Genomic DNA, 17668 nt, shown 5'->3' with positions numbered 1-17668 from the left:
GTAGGTGGCGCGCACAGTAGCCATTGAGGCTCGCGCGTCAATGATCCGAACAGGCGAAGGGCGAGGCGTCAGGCTGGTCGCGCAGCAGGCTGTCCGGCGAGCTTGAAGGGAATGCCTGAAAGGAGGGCGCGCACATATCGCGCCTTCTGATAATCGCCGTTGAGCGAGACGCGATTGAAGCTCGTGGGCTTCTTGGTGCACTCGCGCGAGATGAGGCCCGGCCGGTTGGTGACGGCTATCTCGTACCCAGCTTCCAATGCGGCGGCAAATTCGCGCTCTCCGACAGCTTCGGCAAAACCGTAGGGATAGGCGAAACTTTGCGGCTTTTTCCCGCTGATCGTTTCGACGGCCCTCGTCGATTCCACGATCTCCTGGCGCAAGCGATCCTCCCCGACACGTGTCAGGTTCACGTGGGAGACCGTGTGAGCGCCCAGACTTGCCAGCGGGTCTGTCGCGAGCACCGCCAGCTCTTTCTCATTCATGGTCAAGCGAGAGACGAGGTCCAGCGGGTCGAGCCCCAGACCGGTGGCAAGCTTGTCGATCTGGCGTACCGCCGCGTCTTCATCGCTGGTCTGGACGAATTTGGAGAAACGGTCGATCGCGACGGTCTTCTGCAGCGCCGTGCGCGTCGGGATCGTGCATGGGCCAGAGCCGAAATCGAATTCGATCTCCTCGTGCCTTGAAAGCAGAGCCTCGACGGTTTCCCACCATATGCTGTGGGTCCGTGCTGCAAAGCCTGAGGTCACGAAGATCGTGTAGGGGACACCATGACGCCGAAAAACAGGCGCGGCAAATTCGGCGTTGTTGCGATAGCCGTCATCAAGCGTGAATGCGAAATAGCGATTTTCGTCGGCGGGATCACATAGACGAGCGGGCAATTTTTCAAGCGGAATGGGCAATAGGCCCAGATCGCGACAGGTGCGGATCGTCTCGTCGAGGAAAGCGGGTGTGACGCTCAGCAGGCGGTTGGGCTTCGACAGTTCCGGTCGATCAGGACGAACATGATGCAGCGTGAAAATGATAGCGCCGCCGGGCAGGCGCCTGCGCGACAGGCCCGAAAGCGCAATGGCTTCCAGCCCCGTTCGTATCAGTGTGTGACGCATGAAGCGCTTGAACGTTATGCCCGGAATCATCGACAAACCTGTCCCCCTGTCAGGTTGTAATAGGGGCAAGTTGTGTACAGGGCGTCAACGCCTTAGCGCAGTGGTTGAAGTTTCTTCAGTCAGATGGAGAAACTGGTGCCGCAGCCACAGGATGCCACTGCGTTCGGATTACGGATCTGAAATGACTGGCCAATGAGGTCGTCCACGAAGTCTATGACGGAGCCGCCCATGTAAACGAGCGAAAGATCATCAATGTAGACGGTCGCGCCATCACGCTCGATGGCCACATCATCAGCGTTTCTCTCGCTAACCAGATCAAATTTGTAAGAGAATCCGGAGCAACCTCCGCCTTCCACCGAGACGCGCAGGGCAGATTTTTCAGGCTTGTCAGACAGGATCTTCACGATCCTGCGGGCCGCAGCCTCCGTCAACTCCACACCCTTCATGTCCGTCTTTGCATCAACGCCCATTTGCGGTCACCTTGCCTTCGCGTGTGTACAGTAGGTATGAACGCGGTTGCGGCGAGTCAACAAGGGCCAAAATGTCTGCCCCTTCTGTTTTTGAAGATATAGGTTTCGGCTACAGGCCGCGTGCAGCATATGCATGCGACCCGGCCAAGTCACGTGGGCGGTTCTATCCGGAGCCCGAAAGCCCGACACGAACACCATATCAGCGCGACCGCGATCGGATCATACACTCAACCGCCTTCCGCCGACTGAAACACAAGACGCAGGTCTTTATCGCGCATGAGGGCGATCATTACCGCACGCGCCTGACCCATTCGATCGAAGTCGCGCAGATTGCCAGAGCATTGGCTCGTGCCCTGCGTTGCGACGAGGATCTTGCCGAGGCGATCGCGCTGGTTCACGATTTCGGTCACACGCCGTTCGGCCATACCGGCGAGGACGCGCTTGATGAAAAGATGAAGCCGTGGGGCGGCTTCGACCACAATGCACAGTCGCTGCGCGTGGTAACGCGTCTTGAGCGCCGTTACGCCGAATTTGACGGCTTGAACCTCAGTTGGGAGACGCTTGAAGGTCTGGTCAAGCACAATGGACCGCTGGAGACATCTGAAGGCGAGGGGCTCGATGGCGCGGTTCCCAAGGCGATCCTTGACTATTCCGCGCTGCATGACATGGAGCTTTCGCGCCATGCGAGCCTGGAAGCACAATGTGCCGCCATCGCAGATGACATTGCCTATAACGCGCATGACATAGACGACGGGCTGCGTTCGGGTCTTCTGACACTCGACATGTTGCGCGAGGTAGCTCTGCCCGGCCGCATCATGAAGCAGGTCGACGAGCGATATCCGGGGCTTGATCCGGTTCGTGCGGGGCACGAGCTCATGCGACGCCAGATCACTATCATGGTTGAGGATGTGATCAACAACGCGCACAAGCGCTTGCAGGATGCCAAGCCTTCCTCGCCCGATGATATCCGTGATGCAGGCTGCACCATGGTCTGTTTTTCGGAAGCCATGCGTGCAGACGAGAAGGCGTTGAAAGCCTTTCTCTATGCCAATCTCTATAGGCATCCCGAAGTGGTCGAGGTGCGCAAGGCAGCAGACCGCGTGGTGCGCGATTTGTTTGATGCCTATTTCGCTGATCCCCGACAGATGCCGGAAGGTTGGCGCGAAGGGCTCGACCGGGCCGACGAACGGGTGCGGGCGCGCGACGTTGGCGATTTTCTTGCCGGCATGACAGACACCTATGCCATCAAGGAACATGAGCGCATCTTCGGCAGCGGTCTGTTTGACCGATTCGCCGTTTTGCGATAGGCGCAGGCGATCGAAATTTCCCTGACTTCACAATTGCGGCCGCGCGCCGCACTGGTGCAACAATCTGGAACGTCCCCATGAACATATTTGCCGATTTCTCTGATCGGGTCCTTGCTGCGATTGGTGAGCTTGGGCTGAAGCCGCGAGACGGGGGCGAACTGGACACGAGCCGAGTGACGGTCGAGCCGCCGCGCGATCCCTCGCATGGCGATCTGGCGACCAATGCAGCCATGGTTCTTGCAAAGGCCGTGGGCGCCAATCCACGTCAGCTTGGCGAGCAGATCGCAGCGTCATTTGCGAATGATCCGGATGTTGCCGAAGCCACGATCGCCGGTCCGGGCTTTGTCAATCTGCGCCTGTCAGATGCTTTCTGGCATGCGCGGCTGAAGGACATGCTGCAACTGGGCAGCGAATATGGCCGTTCCCAGATGGGGCGGGGCCATAAGGTGAATGTGGAATATGTTTCCGCAAATCCTACAGGGCCCATGCATGTAGGCCATTGCCGCGGTGCCGTTGTTGGTGATGCGCTGGCCAATGTGCTGGCCTTTGCCGGATTTGACGTGACGAAGGAATACTACATCAACGATGCCGGCGCACAGATTGATGTGCTCGCACGGTCGGTGATGCTGCGCTATCGTGAGGCACTGGGCGAAAAGATCGAGGAGATTCCCTCGGGGCTTTACCCGGGTGACTACCTTGTTCCGCTCGGCAAGGCGCTGGCGGATGAGTTCGGCACGAAGCTTCTGGAAAAGCCTGAAGCGGAAGCGCTGGAGCTCGTGAAGGATCGGGCGATTTCCGCCATGATGGACATGATCCGCGATGACCTGGCCGCGCTCAACGTACATCACGACGTCTTCTTCTCCGAGCGGTCGCTTCATGTGGACAATGGCGGCCCGATCCGTGCCGCCATCGCGGACCTCACCATGAAGGGGCATGTCTACAAGGGAACGCTCCCACCGCCGAAGGGCCAGGTGCCAGAGGATTGGGAAGACCGTGAACAGACGCTTTTCCGCTCGACGGAAGTCGGTGACGATATCGATCGCCCGCTGATCAAGTCAGATGGGGCCTTCACCTATTTCGCCGCTGATGTGGCCTATATGAAGGATAAATATGCGCGGGGCTTCGAGCATCTCATATATGTGCTCGGTGCCGATCATGGTGGTTACGTAAAGCGTCTTGAGGCGCTGGCGCGTGCCTTGTCCGATGGCGAGTTGGAACTGACAGCACTTCTGTGCCAGCTCGTGAAGCTTTACCGTAACGGCGAGCCGGTCACCATGTCCAAGCGGGCAGGGACCTTCGTCACATTGCGTGAAGTGATCGATGAGGTTGGTCCGGATGCGGTCCGCTTCATGATGCTCTATCGCAAGAGCGACGCGCCACTGGATTTCGATTTCGCGAAGGTCACCGAGCAGTCGAAGGACAATCCGGTGTTCTATGTCCAGTATGCCTCCGCCCGCTGCCATTCGGTGTTCAGGCAGGCGCGTGAACAGCTGGGCGTCGAGAAGATCGACCGCGATGTGCTGAAGGACAATCTGCATCTGCTTACCGATGAAGGCGAGTTGGCGCTTATTCGCAAGCTTGCGGAGTATCCGCGGCTTGTCGAAAGTACAGCCCAAGCTCTCGAGCCCCACCGGGTGGCATTCTACCTCTATGATCTGGCCAGCCAGTTCCACGCGCAGTGGAACAAGGGCAGTGATAACGAGGACTTACGCTTTATTAAGGTTAACCAGCCAGACTTGTCTTACGCCAGGCTGGGTCTGGTGCAGGCGGTCCTGGATGTTCTGACATCCGGATTGGCGCTCGTGGGAGCCGGTGCACCCGCGGAAATGCGCTGATTTTCAGGGGAAAACCTGTCACCTTTTGCCCACAATGCGCTGGTAGTGCCCTAGAGTAAGTGTGACGTCGCCGGCGTCCGACCAAGCGTGGGAAAAGGCATGGCCGACAGTAATTTCGCCAATCGCGTAGAGCCAAATCTTGTCGCGGAAGATGATCCTTTCGCCGAACTGACCCGTATCATGGGTCATGATCCGCGATCATCTTCCAGCGAAGCTTCCGCCTCCAGCCAGGCGCAGGATGACCTTGCGCTTGATCTTGAGAGTGAGCTTCTGGGCGATCTGGCACAAGAAGACTTTCATTCGGAACCCCGGGCGGAGGTTCTGCCGTTTCGTGCTGCTTCCGGGCAGGTCGAGCAGGGTTCACAGCCCCAGGCACCTGCCTCGACGCAGGCGTCGGAGGACCTTGGTGACCTTCTCAGTGACGCCGATTTCGACGCTGCTTTCAGTGCAGAGTTCGACAATTTCGATGCGCCGGCAGAGCCTCAGGCGGAAGAGGTCGTGCAGCAGGTGGCAGTTCAGCCGCAGCAAGCTGACAGCACACCCGACTTCGAGCTGAGCGAGCAGGATCTCGCGGCATTCGATGCCGATTTCGCGATGGAAGAAGAGTTTGCGGCAGCGGAAGACTCTTCGCCAGCTTTTTCCGAGCCTGAGAGTCAGGAAGCTGATGTCCAGGAGCCTGCGTTTGATTTTGCGCGTGCTTCTGCATCCCGACCTGATTTTTCCAATGATTATGCCGCCGCGAGTGAGCCGGATTATCAGCCGGTGGCCGAGCAGCAGTTCGAACAGCTGGAAGATGCTGCGGGTATTCAGGAAGAAGCTTCAGAGCAAGCGGAGGACTGGTCTAGCGAGGCGCTTCTGCAGGAGTTTTCGCAAAGCATGCAGGATTCGCTCGGTGCGGAATTTTCGCCAGACGCTGCGCCTGCAGCGCAGACTACGGAGGTCGAGCAGTCGCCATCGATGGCTTCTGGTGGTGCAAGCGCACGCTTCAGCCAGCCCGAAATCGAGACTGTTGAAGTCCCTGATGAGGCTGTTCCACAGACGGACCAGCTTGATCTGCCCGAGGTGAACTATCAGGACGAGAAGCCCGCACAAAGTGAGTTCGACGATCTTGAGGAATTGCTCGCAGGTGCATTCGGCGAGGGTGGTTCTGTTGGCGGCGACGAAGCCGACGACCAGTGGAGCAATGCGGCTGCAACGACAGTCAGTGCTGCCACTGTTGCGGCAGCCGCTGCACCAGTAACGGCCACTGCGGCATCCGATCCCGCCGATTTCGATGACGATTATCTGGAATCGGTCTATCAGCCCGCCGCCCATGGAAACGCTGCCTATGCGGGTGTAGCCCAGAATGCACCGCATTTCGGTGCGCCGACGGAACCGAGCTGGGACGGCTTTGAGGAAGGCGCCTCACGCCTTGCTCCCGCTCCCGGTGCAGAGCCACCCTACGACACGGCTGCACCCTGGTACCAGTCGCGCAATGTCATGGCGGGTGCCGCAGCGGCGCTTGGCCTCTTCATTCTTGGCGGGGTTGGCTACTATGCCTTCAGCGCTGGCGAAGGTGGCGCATCCGGCCCGGTGATCGTTCGCGCTGATGACGGACCGATCAAGGTTCGGCCGGAAAATCCGGGCGGGGTGACGATTCCTAACCAGAATAATCCCGTCTACAAGAAGGTTTCGGGCTCGGCCAGTGAGCCGAAGGCCGAGCAGACCGAGCTTGTATCGAACACCGAGGAACCCATCGATGTGGCTGCACGCGTTCCAGCAGCTCCTGCGGCGTCCTCGAATGTTGGTGCCGGTGAGAGCGCCAAGAGCGAGGCTCGGCTCGAGACAGCGACCGGACAGGGCACTGACACCGGTGCCGATACCGTAACGCTTGCGCCGCGAATGGTTCGCTCGCTTGTGGTTCGTCCCGATGGCACGATGGCGCCGCGCGAGTTGCCCAAGCCGCAGCCGCAGCCGCAGCAGCAGGCAGCGGAGGTCGCGCAGCCTGAGGACGCGGCTGCATCTGGTGAGGAGAGTGCATCGGTTCAGCAGGTTTCGCTGCCAGCCACGCCTTCTGCAGTTCCCACGCAGCGTCCGTCACGCCCGGCTCCGGCGCAGGCTGCGCCGGCACGTCCGGCTCCCGCACAGGCAGAGTCGGCACGTCCGGCAGCACCACAACAGGTTGCTGCTGCTCCTGCACCTGCTGCTCCCCAAGCCGCGGCTTCCCAAGCGCCGGCACCCGCCGCGACCGCTTCGGGCTGGTCGGTTCAGATCGCTTCGCAGCCCTCCGCTGCCGGTGCGCAGCAGTCCTATCAGCAGATGGCCCAGCGCTATGGCAACCTTCTGCAGGGCCGCGGCGTGAATATCGTGAAGGCGGATATTGCGGGCAAAGGCACCTATTACCGGGTACGGATCCCATCATCCTCCAAGGATGACGCCATTCAGCTCTGTTCGCAGCTGAAATCAGCCGGCGGCAGCTGCTTCGTATCCAAGTAGCACTGCCACTCCACCGCATTGAGAAAAAGCGCAGCCCTGACGGGTGGCGCTTTTTTCTTTGTGTCCCGGCTGCGCGCGCGCATAACCTTTCTTCATGACCGAATCAAAAGCCATGATTTTCGGCGCCAAGGGCCTGAGCCTGACCGCCGACGAAAAAGCCTTCTATGCAGCCGAGAGGCCATGGGGCTTCATATTGTTTGCGCGCAACATTGCCGAGCGCGAGCAGGTGATCGACCTTGTTGCAAGCATGCGTGAGACTGTCGGACGGCCTGAGGCGCCCGTCTTCATCGATCAGGAGGGCGGGCGTGTGCAGCGTCTGCGTCCGCCACTTGCCGACAATTACCCGGAAGCGGCAAAGCTTGGTGAAGTTTACGCCCGCGACAAGGATGCGGGCCTGCGTGCAGCCTGGCTCATGGCGCGGCTACATGGATTTGACCTGCGCAAGCTGGGCATCACCGCAGACTGTCTGCCCGTGCTGGACGTGCCGGTGGAAGGAGCGCATGACGTTATTGGCAACCGTGCCTTCGCCAAGAACCCGCAGACGGTGATTGCGCTCGGGCGTGCGGCTGCCGAAGGGCTCATGGCCGGAGGTGTTCTGCCGGTAATGAAGCATGTCCCAGGCCATGGCCGGGCTGGTGCGGACAGCCACAAGGCCTTGCCGCGGGTATCAGCCTCCCTGGATGAGCTCAGGGCACATGACTTTTTGCCATTCAAGGCCTTGAAGGACCTGCCGATGGCGATGACGGCGCATGTCGTCTATGAGGCGATCGATCCTGAGCGTCCGGCCACGACCTCAACGAAGGTCATCGAGGAGATCATTCGTCAGGAGATCGGTTTCGATGGCCTCCTGATGAGTGATGACCTCTCCATGAACGCACTTTCTGGGGATTACCGCAGCAGGGCGGAAGCAGTTCTTGCGGGCGGTTGCGATCTTGTCCTTCACTGTGACGGCACGATGAGCGACATGATCGAGGTCGCCCAATGCACGCCGGAATTGGGCGGTAAGGCACTTGAACGCGCCAATACGGCTCTTGCAGCGCTTGGCGGTGGCGATCAAACCGAAGAAGCCACGGCGCGGGCGGAATTTGACAGTCTTGTGAGGGCTGCCTGAACCAAACGGAACGGATAGCGGCTTGGCAGAAGCGAAACGACAGGAAGGGCAGAAAGGGGACGTGAAGCCGACCCCCATGGACCCTTTGTGGTCCGACGCTGATGCGAAGACGGAACGCGGCGTCAGCGAGCCTGCGCTGACGGTCGATGTCGATGGCTTTGAAGGCCCGCTCGATCTGTTGCTTCACCTTGCACGCAATCAGAAGGTCGATCTCGCCAAGATCTCGGTCCTCGCACTCGCCGAGCAATATCTGCAATTCGTTGAGCGGGTGCGCTCCATGCGGCTGGAACTGGCTGCCGACTATCTGGTCATGGCTGCCTGGCTTGCCTATCTGAAGTCGCGGCTTCTTGTCCCCAAGAAGGCCAATGACGAAGAGCCTACCGGTGAGGAAATGGCAGCCGTCCTGCAGTTCCGGCTGAAGCGCCTGGAAGCCATGCGTGATGCTGCAGCCCGCCTGGTCAATCGAAACCGGCTGGGGCGCGAGGTTTTCGCGCGCGGGATGCCCGAGCAACTGGTTGTCGACAAGCGCAGCACCTATGAGGCCTCGCTCTACGATTTGCTTACCGCCTATGCCGCTCAGCGCCAAAGACGGGCAATCACCAATGTGCGTATCGCAAAGCGCGGTGTCTGGTCGCTGAAACAGGCACGTGAAATCCTCACCCGGCTCGTGGGGGAATTGAAGGATTGGACGGCGCTGGACCGCTTCCTCCTTCAATATATCGACGACCCGCGCGACCGCGCGACCGCGCTTGCCAGTTCCTTTGCCGCCAGCCTGGAACTCGTGCGTGAAGGAGTGCTCGAGATCAGGCAGCAGGAGGCCTTCGCGCCGCTCTATATGCGCAATACGACCGAGATGACGCGACCGAAAAGGGAGACAGGATGAGCGACAGCGCCAATGTCATACCGATTTTCGGTTCCATGGAGGGGGACGATGGCAGCGCCGGGGGTGGTGTTGCGCTCAGCGATGCCAAGCGCATGGCCGAGGCTATCGTCTTCGCCAGTGCAGAACCTGTCTCGCGCCGCACGCTTGAGGAAAGATTGCCCGAGGGCGTGGACATCCCGAAGGTGATGGAAGCGCTCGCTCGGGACTACGCCACGCGGGGCGTGAACCTGGTGCGCGTGGAAGACAATTGGGCGTTTCGCACGGCCGGTGACCTTGCCTTCCTCATGAGCCGCAATGCGGTTCAGCAGAAGAAGCTTTCGCGGGCGGCGTTGGAGATGCTGGCGGTAATTGCCTATCATCAGCCGGTTACCCGTGCCGAAATCGAGGAAATCCGTGGTGTGGAAACCTCCAAAGGTACACTCGACATACTTCTGGAGACGGGGTGGGTGCGCATGCGCGGGCGCCGCCGCACCCCGGGCCGTCCCGTGACCTATGGCACGACTACCGACTTTCTCGATCATTTCGGCCTTGAGGAACTGCGCGACCTTCCGGGCATAGACGAGCTGCGCGGGGCAGGGCTTCTTTCGGGTAGAATGCCTTCCGGCTTCGCGGTTCCGCAGCCCCCGGTTGACGCCGACACGCTTACGGAAGATGAAGATCCGCTGACCGATATCGACTTCGAGGAACTTGGTCTGTTGACACCGCGCGTCGAGGATGATTGACCCGGCAGCAGACCAACCGCGCGAGACGCTGTAGCCATGAATGACATGAAGGAAAAGCCGGCACGGGTTACTGCCGGTGTCACCTTTGCCGCGCGGCTCGCCTTCAGGAATATCAGCCACCGTTTTGCGCCGGCCAAGGACACGCTTCGCGATGTGACGCTGGAAGCCGAACCGGGACAGGTGCTTTGCCTGCTAGGGCCTTCCGGATCCGGCAAGACAACGCTTCTGCGCATTGCTGCAGGCATCGAGGCGCAGTCGGAAGGGCAGGTGGTCCTGAATGATCGCGAGATTGCGGGGCCGAATGTGTTTCTTCCGCCCGAAGAACGCTCCATCGGGCTGGTCTTTCAGGATTTCGCGCTGTTCCCCCATCTCACCATTCTGGAAAATGTGCGGTTCGGACTGACCGCATTGTCGCGCGAAGAGGCGCGACGCGAGGCGATGATCGCGCTGGAACGTGTGGGCCTTGAGAGCGTGGCTGACGCCTATCCGCATGTCTTGTCCGGAGGCCAGCAGCAGCGTGTGGCACTGGCGCGGGCGCTGGCGCCGCGGCCAGCGGTTCTTTTGATGGATGAGCCGTTTTCTGGCCTCGATTCGCGTCTGAAAGACTCGGTGCGGGCGGAAACACTGGCAATTCTGCGCCAGAGCCGGGCAACGGCCATCGTCGTCACGCATGATGCGGAGGAGGCGATGCGCATGGGGGATCGCATTGCCCTTTTGCGCGACGGCCGTCTTGTTCAGGTGGGCACTGCGCAGGAGCTTTACCTCAATCCGGCCGACCCCTTCGTGGCGGGATTCTTCTCGGAGATCAACAGGATCGAATGTCGGGCGGAAAATGGCAGGGCGCAGACGCCATTCGGCCCATTTCCGGCTCCAGGCATGGCAGATGGGCAGCCCCTGACGGTCGCTATCCGGCTTGCCGGTTTCGATGTTTCCGAAGATGGTGAAGGTCTTGCCGCGCGTATTGTGGCGCGTCGCTTTCTTGGCGTGGTGGAGCTTCTGGAACTGGCTGTCTCCGGCCTTGATGAGCATGTTCACGCACGCGTGCGCGCCGGCATCCTGTCACCCGGCATACGCGACATTCGTATTAATGTTCGTCCTTCAGACGTTCTAGTGTTTGAAAGACAGAACGAAACCGCATAAATCAGACTCCAGATAACAGGCAAAAAGAGAAACATCATGGGTTCCTTCTCCATCTGGCACTGGCTCATCGTTCTGGTCGTCGTGCTTCTGCTTTTCGGACGCGGCAAGATTCCCGAGCTCATGGGTGACATGGCCAAGGGCATCAAGAGCTTCAAGAAGGGCATGGCTGACGATGAGGATGCGGAAGACACCCGCACCGTTGAGCATCGCGCAGACGAGCCGGTGAAGCCGTCCAAGGAAAAAGCCACCAAGTCCTGACATTTGGCGGCGCTGTTTTCAGCGCCTGCGCGGAAGCTTGACATATGTTTGATCTTGGCTGGCCAGAGCTGCTCGTCGTCGCGATCGTGTTGATCGTGGTGGTCGGGCCCAAAGACCTGCCACGCGTTCTGCGTGGCTTCGGGCGCACCACGTCGAAAATCCGCAGCATGGCGGGCGAGTTTCGGCAGCAATTTGACGAGGCGCTTCGCGAGGCGGAACTTGAGGACGTGCAGAGCCTCGTCAAGGATGCGCGCAAGCTGGACCCGCGTAACGAGATCAAGAAGCATCTGAGCCCACTTGAAGAAGCCGGCAAGGATGTTCGTGCGGGGCTGGACGAAGCAATGAAGCCGAAGCCCGCCGCGCCGAAGCCCAAGCTCGATGAGAGCGCTGTGCCTGCGGCAACCGAGGCTGTGGCCAAGGCGCCGGTAAAGACCGGTGCCACCCGGAAGACCGCCGCTACTTCAAGCTCAGCCTCCAAAAAGGCGACACCAGCCACGAAACGTGCTTCCACCGCGGCAAAGCCGTCTGGCGGACAGTCCAAATCCGCCGCCGCCAAAAAGCCCGCCGCCAGGAAAACGACCACCGGTAAACCTGCTGCCTCGAAAACCGCCGCGACCAAGACAGCGGCCACCAAGAAGACAGGAAGCGGCTCGTGACTGCCCCGGAAGAAGACGATATCGAAGCGACATCCGCACCGCTGATGGAGCATCTCATCGAGCTGCGCCAGCGGCTTATCTGGGCTATTGCGGGTTTTTTCGTCGCGTTTCTCGTCTGCTTCTTCTTTGCCAAGCAGATTTTCAACCTGCTCGTCATCCCGTTCCAGTGGGCGACGATTTGGGCCGGGCTTGATACGGATAAGGTCGACCTGATCTACACCGCGCCGCAGGAATTCTTCTTCACCCAGATCAAGCTCGCCATGTTTGGTGGTCTTGTTCTGGCATTCCCGGTCATCGCGTCACAGATTTACAAATTCGTGGCGCCGGGCCTCTACCGGAACGAACGCCATGCATTTCTCCCCTTCCTGATCGCTTCTCCGATTCTCTTCCTGATCGGTGCAGCGCTCGTCTATTTCTTCTTCACGCCGATGGTGATGTGGTTCTTCCTGTCGATGCAGCAGGTGGGACCGGACGCGGAAGTTCAGATCTCGCTCCTGCCGAAAGTGTCCGAGTATCTCGGTCTGATCATGACCCTGATCCTGTCCTTTGGCCTGGTTTTCCAGCTTCCGGTGGTAACGACGCTCATGGCGCGGGTCGGCTTGCTGACCTCGCAGGGCCTGGCAGACAAGCGCAAATATGCCATCGTCGCAGCCTTCGTGGCCGCAGCCATTCTTACGCCGCCGGACCCGGTCAGCCAGATCGGTCTTGCGATTCCAACCATCCTTCTCTACGAGATTGCGATCTGGAGTGCCCGGATGGTGGAGCGTAGACGCGCTGAGCGGGAAGAAGCGGCAGCTGCCGAGACGGCTTCTGACAAGGCAGCCGAGGCTGGCGAGTAACCGCAACCGTTCATCGAGCGCTGATACCGTGCCGGGCAAATTCTCACGCCTTGCACGCCGGAAAGATCATGCTCGATATCAAATGGATTCGCGAAAACCCTCAGAGCCTTGAACAGGCGCTTGTGAAGCGTGGTGCGCAGGCCGATGAGGCATCGAGCCTGGTTCGCTCTGTGCTGGAGGCTGACGAGGCGCGCCGTTCCCATCTCACGAAGCTGCAGGACGCCCAGTCACGCCAGAAGATGATCTCCAAGGAGATCGGTCAGGCCATGGGCGCTGGCGACAAGGAGAAGGCTGAGGCGCTAAAGGCAGAGGTTGGTGAACTGAAGCGCTTCGTGCAGGAAGGCGAGGCTGCCGAGCGCGAGCTGGATGCGAATCTTCTCAACATCTTGGCTGGAATCCCGAATGTGCCGCTCGAAGATGTTCCGGTTGGCGCGGATGAGGGGGACAATATCGAAATCCGCCGCTTCGGCGAGCCCGCACAGCTCGATGCGGCCAAGGAACATTATGAGCTGGGCGAAGCACTCGGCCTGATGGATTTCGAACGCGCAGCGAAGCTTTCGGGCGCGCGCTTCACGGTGCTGTCCGGTCAGCTTGCACGCCTTGAGCGCGCGCTCGGCCAATTCATGCTCGATCTGCACACGCAGGAGCATGGCTATACGGAAGTGCAGCCGCCGCTCCTCGTGCGTGATGATCCGCTTTTCGGTACCGGGCAATTGCCGAAATTCACGGAAGACCTCTTCAAGGCAGGTGACGACCATTGGCTTATCCCGACTGCTGAAGTCCCGCTGACCAATCTGGTGCGTGAGGAAATCCTGGAGAAAGAGAAGCTGCCGCTGCGCTTTGCGGCACTGACGCCCTGCTTCCGCTCCGAGGCGGGTTCGGCGGGTCGTGACACGCGCGGCATGTTGCGTCAGCACCAGTTCTACAAGGTGGAAATGGTCTCCATCACGGATGTGGAAAGCGCGATAGCCGAACATGAGCGCATGACCGAATGCGCGGAGACGGTCCTGAAAAAGCTGGACCTTCCATTTCGCACCGTGACCCTTTGCACGGGCGACATGGGTTTTGGCGCGCGCAAGACCTATGACATCGAAGTCTGGCTGCCTGGGCAGCATGCCTATCGCGAGATTTCGTCCTGCTCGGTCTGCGGTGATTTTCAGGGGCGTCGCATGAATGCGCGCTATCGTGCGAGCGGCGAGAAGCAGACGCAGTTTGTCCATACGCTCAATGGTTCGGGCACGGCTGTGGGCCGCGCACTCATTGCCGTGATGGAAAACTATCAGAATCCGGATGGGTCGATCACCGTGCCGGAGGTGCTGCGTCCCTATATGGGCGGTGTCGAGAAGATCGGCGGGTAAAAGCGTCGGCTGCCCGGCGCGGCTTTCCATTTGCCAGCCGAGAAGGCAGCATCATCGTCTGCACTCAAGCGGCGAATCATGAGGGAAGGGGACAAGTGTTGCGCATACTTCTGACGAATGACGACGGCATTCATGCCGAGGGTCTGCAGGTTCTGGAGCGTGTGGCGCGCACATTGAGCGATGATGTCTGGGTAGTCGCGCCCGAGACGGATCAGTCCGGCTTTGCCCATTCGCTTTCGCTTTCCGAACCACTGCGCATGCGCAAGATCGATGATCGGCACTTCGCCCTGCGCGGAACACCCACCGATTGCGTGATCATGGCCGTGACAAAGGTGATGGACTCTCCGCCCGACCTCATCCTGTCGGGCATCAACAATGGCACGAATATGGCCGATGACGTCACCTATTCAGGCACTGTTGCAGGTGCGATGGAAGGCACGTTGCTTGGCATCCGCTCGATTGCGCTCAGCCAGGCATACGACTTCACCGACGAAAGCCGCTTCGTGCCCTGGGATGTGGCGGAAGCGCTTGCGCCTGAACTTCTGCGCAAGCTCGTGAAGACGGATCTGCCCGAGGGCGTATTCCTGAACGTGAACTTCCCCAACTGCCGTCCTGAGGATGCGAAAGGCACGCAGGTGACGGCTCAGGGCAAACTCATTCACGGACTGTGGATCGATGAGCGCAAGGACGGCCGTGGTTTTCCCTACTACTGGCTACGCTTCGGGCGCAAGCAGTCGGAAGTGCGTGAGGGAAGTGATCAGGCTGCCGTTCGTGACGGCTACATATCCGTGACGCCGCTTCATCTCGATCTCACTGCGCATGAGGTGCGTCAGGAGCTTGCGCAGGTGCTCAAATGAGTGAAGCCAGCAGCGACAGGGAAGGCTTCGCCGCCCTGATGCTGCGCATGCGTGCGCGTGGCATCAGCTCCAAAAGCTTGTTCGAAGCCATTGAGAACACGCCGCGTGCAAGCTTTGTCCCGGCGGAATTTCGCGACGCGGTTTGGTCAAACCGCACCGTGCCGATCGAATGCGGTGAGGCGCTGGAAGCCTGCGACTTTCAGGTGGCCATGATCGCAGCACTCGACCTGCAGCCTGACAATCGTGTTCTGGAAATTGGTACGGGCTCCGGCTACACGGCTGCCGTCATGGCGCGGCTTTGCGAGAAAATTCTGACTCTGGACCGGTACAAGACTCTCGTTCAGCAAGCGCGCCAGCGTCACGAGCATCTGGGGCTGTCAAACATAGTTGCCAGGCAGGCGGATGGTCGTGAGGGGGCACCGGAAGGTCCGTTTGACAGGATCATCGTGTGGGCGGCATTCGAAGAGCTGCCACGGAAATTTGTGGATCAGCTCACCAGCGGTGGCATTATGGTTGCGCCCATCGGGCCGGGCGATGGTGTGCAGACCATGACCCATCTGACCAAGGTTGGAAGCCGGTTCGAAAAGGTTGAACTTGAGACGGTTCGCCTGCAGCCCCTTGCTCCCGGTGTTGCAGAAGCCATCTGACGCGACGACATTGGTGCAGCATTCTTCGCTGAGCTTAACCGACCAGTAACATTAACGCGCTTTAATCCATGCCAGTAGAGGTAATGGGTACGCGGGTAGGTTCAATGTTTCTGGGCATCACAGGTCATTTCAGCCGCAAGTTGGCACGTGGCGTTGCCGTGTGCGTTGTCGGTGGAACCGTCGTTGGTTGCGGTAGCGCGGCGAACCTTACCGATGGTCTGGTCACAAACTCCACCGCTCAGCCCAACAGCTACGCACCGCAAAATCAGCCTTATCCGGGTGATGTCACCCATACGACCAGGCGCAGCGCCGGACGAGCCGGTATGAAGATCGTTCGTCCCAAGGCGGCTGTCGGTGGCGGTGTCGTGCAGAACCGGGCGGTCACGAATCTCCCAAGCCCCGGCACGGTCAGTCAGCCAAGCTATTCCGCATCCGCACCAATTCAGCGTTCGACGGTGACCACGCAGCCGCTGCCGGCGCCGCAGCAGGTCGCCTCTGCTGCTTCTGCCGTGCAGTCGGCGCCTGCCCAGGTTGCTGCTGCTGTGGATAATCGCGCAACCGGTTCCATTGCGCGCGCGGTGTCCTCCGCGCCGGCTGCTGCTGCAGCACCCGTTGTCGCTGCCGCCAGCACGACTGCGCAGAAGGTTACGGTCACCGAAGGCGATACGCTTTACGGTCTGGCACGCCGGTTTAACGTTCCTGTTGCCGCCATCATGAGCGCGAACGGGATGAGCGAGCCGAGTGGCCTGATGATCGGCCAGACGATCTATATTCCGTCGGGTTCCGCGGCAACTGCGCCAGCGCCCGCAGTTGCCCAAGCATCACCGGCGACCACGCCACAGGATGTACCGCAGCCACGCCAGCGCCCGCAGGTTCAGGCTGCTGCCAGCGCACCGGCGAAGCCGGAGCCTATTGCATCATCTGAAGCAGCGGTGTCGTCCGACCAGGGGCGTTACACGGTTGTTGCCGGAGACACGCTTTACGGTGTCGCTCGCAAGACCGGTGCCAGTGTCGATGCGATCAAGCAGGCCAATGGTCTGAATGACGGCGTTATCCGGATCGGGCAGACGCTGAATATTCCAAGCGGCAACTCTGTTGCAGCCGCAAATGCCGGTGTTGATCCGGTGAAAACGGCCACGACTGTGAAGCCGAAAGAGGTTGAGACCGAGAGCTCGGCTCAGGTTGCCGCCTATACGCCGCCGAAGGTATCTGACGACGTTGCCAAGAAAGCTGAAAGTGATGCACAGACAGCTGCACTCACGCCCCAGTCAACCGGGGTGGACCGTCTGCGTTGGCCTGTGCGTGGCCGTGTGATCACGAGCTATGGAGCTGGAGCCGGTGGACGTTCAAGTGACGGTGTGGATATTGCCGTGCCGCAGGGCACCTCCGTCCGCGCCGCCGAGAACGGTATCGTCATTTATGCTGGCGATGGGCTTAAAGGCTTCGGCAACACGGTTCTGGTTCGCCACGAGAATGATCTGGTGACCGTTTACGGGCATACATCCGACATTCGCGTGAAGCGCGGCGACAAGGTCAAGCGCGGCCAGGAAATCGCACTTTCCGGCATGAGTGGTGACGCGGATCGTCCAAAGCTGCACTTTGAAGTGCGCAAGGGGACGAACCCGGTCGATCCAATGCAGTTCCTCGAATAGCGCCGATCCAACTCACATTATCGGTTTAGCGGCCTGCTGACCTCCAGCAGTGGCCGTGCCTGAAGCGGGCTGCCTCTGACCCAATCGGCCGCCCGCTTCATGGCGTTTTGGGCCTACTTGCGGCAAAATGCGCATGACATCAGGTGCAAAACAGGTTTTTGCCGCCTGTAGCACGGTTGCCGCTAGGCGAGTGCGGTGCTAATCGCGCTCCCGCGAAAGACGATGTTGCTCAATGCTTGCATTCTCGGAACGAAAAGTTCCCGTCCATGCTGCGCTGCAACATCTTTCTTTCCCTGATTAAGTCCTAGCCGCCTGAACTCCTGACACGCCTTGGCGTGCCATGAGGCTGGCAGTT

Annotated in this window: 16 protein-coding genes; 14 read left to right on the top strand and 2 right to left on the bottom strand. The window is 60.0% G+C overall.

Translation table 11 applies throughout. The features are described 5' to 3' along the window. Positions 1-68: 68 nt before the first annotated feature. Together WA367_RS10115 and erpA are read right to left on the bottom strand one after the other, a co-directional pair. Entirely contained in the window at positions 69-1133 is a 1065-nt protein-coding gene (locus WA367_RS10115; RefSeq protein WP_336057106.1) for a polysaccharide deacetylase family protein, read from the bottom strand. Positions 1134-1222: 89 nt separating this feature from the next. Beyond that, positions 1223-1573, bottom strand: a complete 351-nt coding sequence (gene erpA / locus WA367_RS10110; RefSeq protein WP_336056621.1) for an iron-sulfur cluster insertion protein ErpA — start codon at positions 1571-1573, stop codon at positions 1223-1225. Positions 1574-1644: 71 nt separating this feature from the next. On the opposite strand from erpA, the gene WA367_RS10105 reads away from it, so the two are divergent. The 14 genes from WA367_RS10105 to WA367_RS10040 all read left to right on the top strand — a co-directional run bounded on the left by WA367_RS10105 (position 1645) and on the right by WA367_RS10040 (position 17313). After that, entirely contained in the window at positions 1645-2880 is a 1236-nt protein-coding gene (locus tag WA367_RS10105) for a deoxyguanosinetriphosphate triphosphohydrolase (protein WP_336056620.1), read from the top strand. A gap of 77 nt (positions 2881-2957) precedes the next feature. Then, a complete protein-coding gene (argS, locus tag WA367_RS10100; protein WP_336056619.1) occupies positions 2958-4715 on the top strand; it encodes an arginine--tRNA ligase in 1758 nt (585 codons plus the stop codon). Positions 4716-4814: 99 nt separating this feature from the next. Next, positions 4815-7190: an SPOR domain-containing protein gene (locus WA367_RS10095; protein ID WP_336056618.1), complete on the top strand. Its 2376-nt coding sequence runs from the start codon at positions 4815-4817 to the stop codon at positions 7188-7190. A 94-nt stretch (positions 7191-7284) separates the two neighbouring features. Beyond that, positions 7285-8301, top strand: coding sequence for a beta-N-acetylhexosaminidase (nagZ, locus tag WA367_RS10090; protein WP_336056617.1), 1017 nt, complete (start codon positions 7285-7287; stop codon positions 8299-8301). A 76-nt stretch (positions 8302-8377) separates the two neighbouring features. Beyond that, complete coding sequence (locus tag WA367_RS10085; protein ID WP_336057105.1) at positions 8378-9184, top strand: segregation and condensation protein A; 807 nt, start codon at positions 8378-8380, stop codon at positions 9182-9184. Positions 9185-9219: 35 nt separating this feature from the next. Then, positions 9220-9906: an SMC-Scp complex subunit ScpB gene (scpB, locus tag WA367_RS10080; RefSeq protein WP_336057104.1), complete on the top strand. Its 687-nt coding sequence runs from the start codon at positions 9220-9222 to the stop codon at positions 9904-9906. Between the two features lie 36 nt (positions 9907-9942). Further along, positions 9943-11046 carry an ABC transporter ATP-binding protein gene (locus WA367_RS10075; RefSeq protein WP_336056616.1) on the top strand — a complete coding sequence of 368 codons (1104 nt, stop codon included), beginning with the start codon at positions 9943-9945 and terminating at the stop codon, positions 11044-11046. A 36-nt stretch (positions 11047-11082) separates the two neighbouring features. Then, on the top strand, positions 11083-11304 hold the full coding sequence (locus WA367_RS10070) for a twin-arginine translocase TatA/TatE family subunit (RefSeq protein ID WP_036480163.1): 222 nt from the start codon (positions 11083-11085) through the stop codon (positions 11302-11304). 44 nt (positions 11305-11348) lie between these two features. Continuing rightward, on the top strand, positions 11349-11960 hold the full coding sequence (gene tatB / locus WA367_RS10065; protein ID WP_336056615.1) for a Sec-independent protein translocase protein TatB: 612 nt from the start codon (positions 11349-11351) through the stop codon (positions 11958-11960). Between the two features lie 44 nt (positions 11961-12004). Next, a complete protein-coding gene (gene tatC, locus WA367_RS10060) occupies positions 12005-12799 on the top strand; it encodes a twin-arginine translocase subunit TatC (RefSeq protein WP_336057103.1) in 795 nt (264 codons plus the stop codon). A 68-nt stretch (positions 12800-12867) separates the two neighbouring features. Beyond that, positions 12868-14157 (top strand): serine--tRNA ligase, encoded by a 1290-nt coding sequence (gene serS / locus WA367_RS10055; protein WP_336056614.1) that lies wholly within the window; start codon positions 12868-12870, stop codon positions 14155-14157. A 98-nt stretch (positions 14158-14255) separates the two neighbouring features. Continuing rightward, the gene (gene surE / locus WA367_RS10050; RefSeq protein WP_336057102.1) at positions 14256-15014 is read left to right on the top strand and encodes a 5'/3'-nucleotidase SurE; all 759 of its coding nucleotides are present in this window, start codon (positions 14256-14258) and stop codon (positions 15012-15014) included. Beyond that, complete coding sequence (locus tag WA367_RS10045; protein WP_336056613.1) at positions 15011-15661, top strand: protein-L-isoaspartate(D-aspartate) O-methyltransferase; 651 nt, start codon at positions 15011-15013, stop codon at positions 15659-15661. Before surE ends, WA367_RS10045 begins: the two co-directional genes overlap by 4 nt. Positions 15662-15765: 104 nt before the next feature. Beyond that, complete coding sequence (locus WA367_RS10040; RefSeq protein ID WP_336056612.1) at positions 15766-17313, top strand: LysM peptidoglycan-binding domain-containing M23 family metallopeptidase; 1548 nt, start codon at positions 15766-15768, stop codon at positions 17311-17313. Positions 17314-17668: the final 355 nt, after the last annotated feature.

Source organism: Nitratireductor sp. CH_MIT9313-5, assembly GCF_037029545.1.
Lineage (GTDB): Bacteria > Pseudomonadota > Alphaproteobacteria > Rhizobiales > Rhizobiaceae > Chelativorans.
Note: the sequence above shows the minus strand (reverse complement) of the source record. Positions and strands in the feature narration are given on the sequence as shown.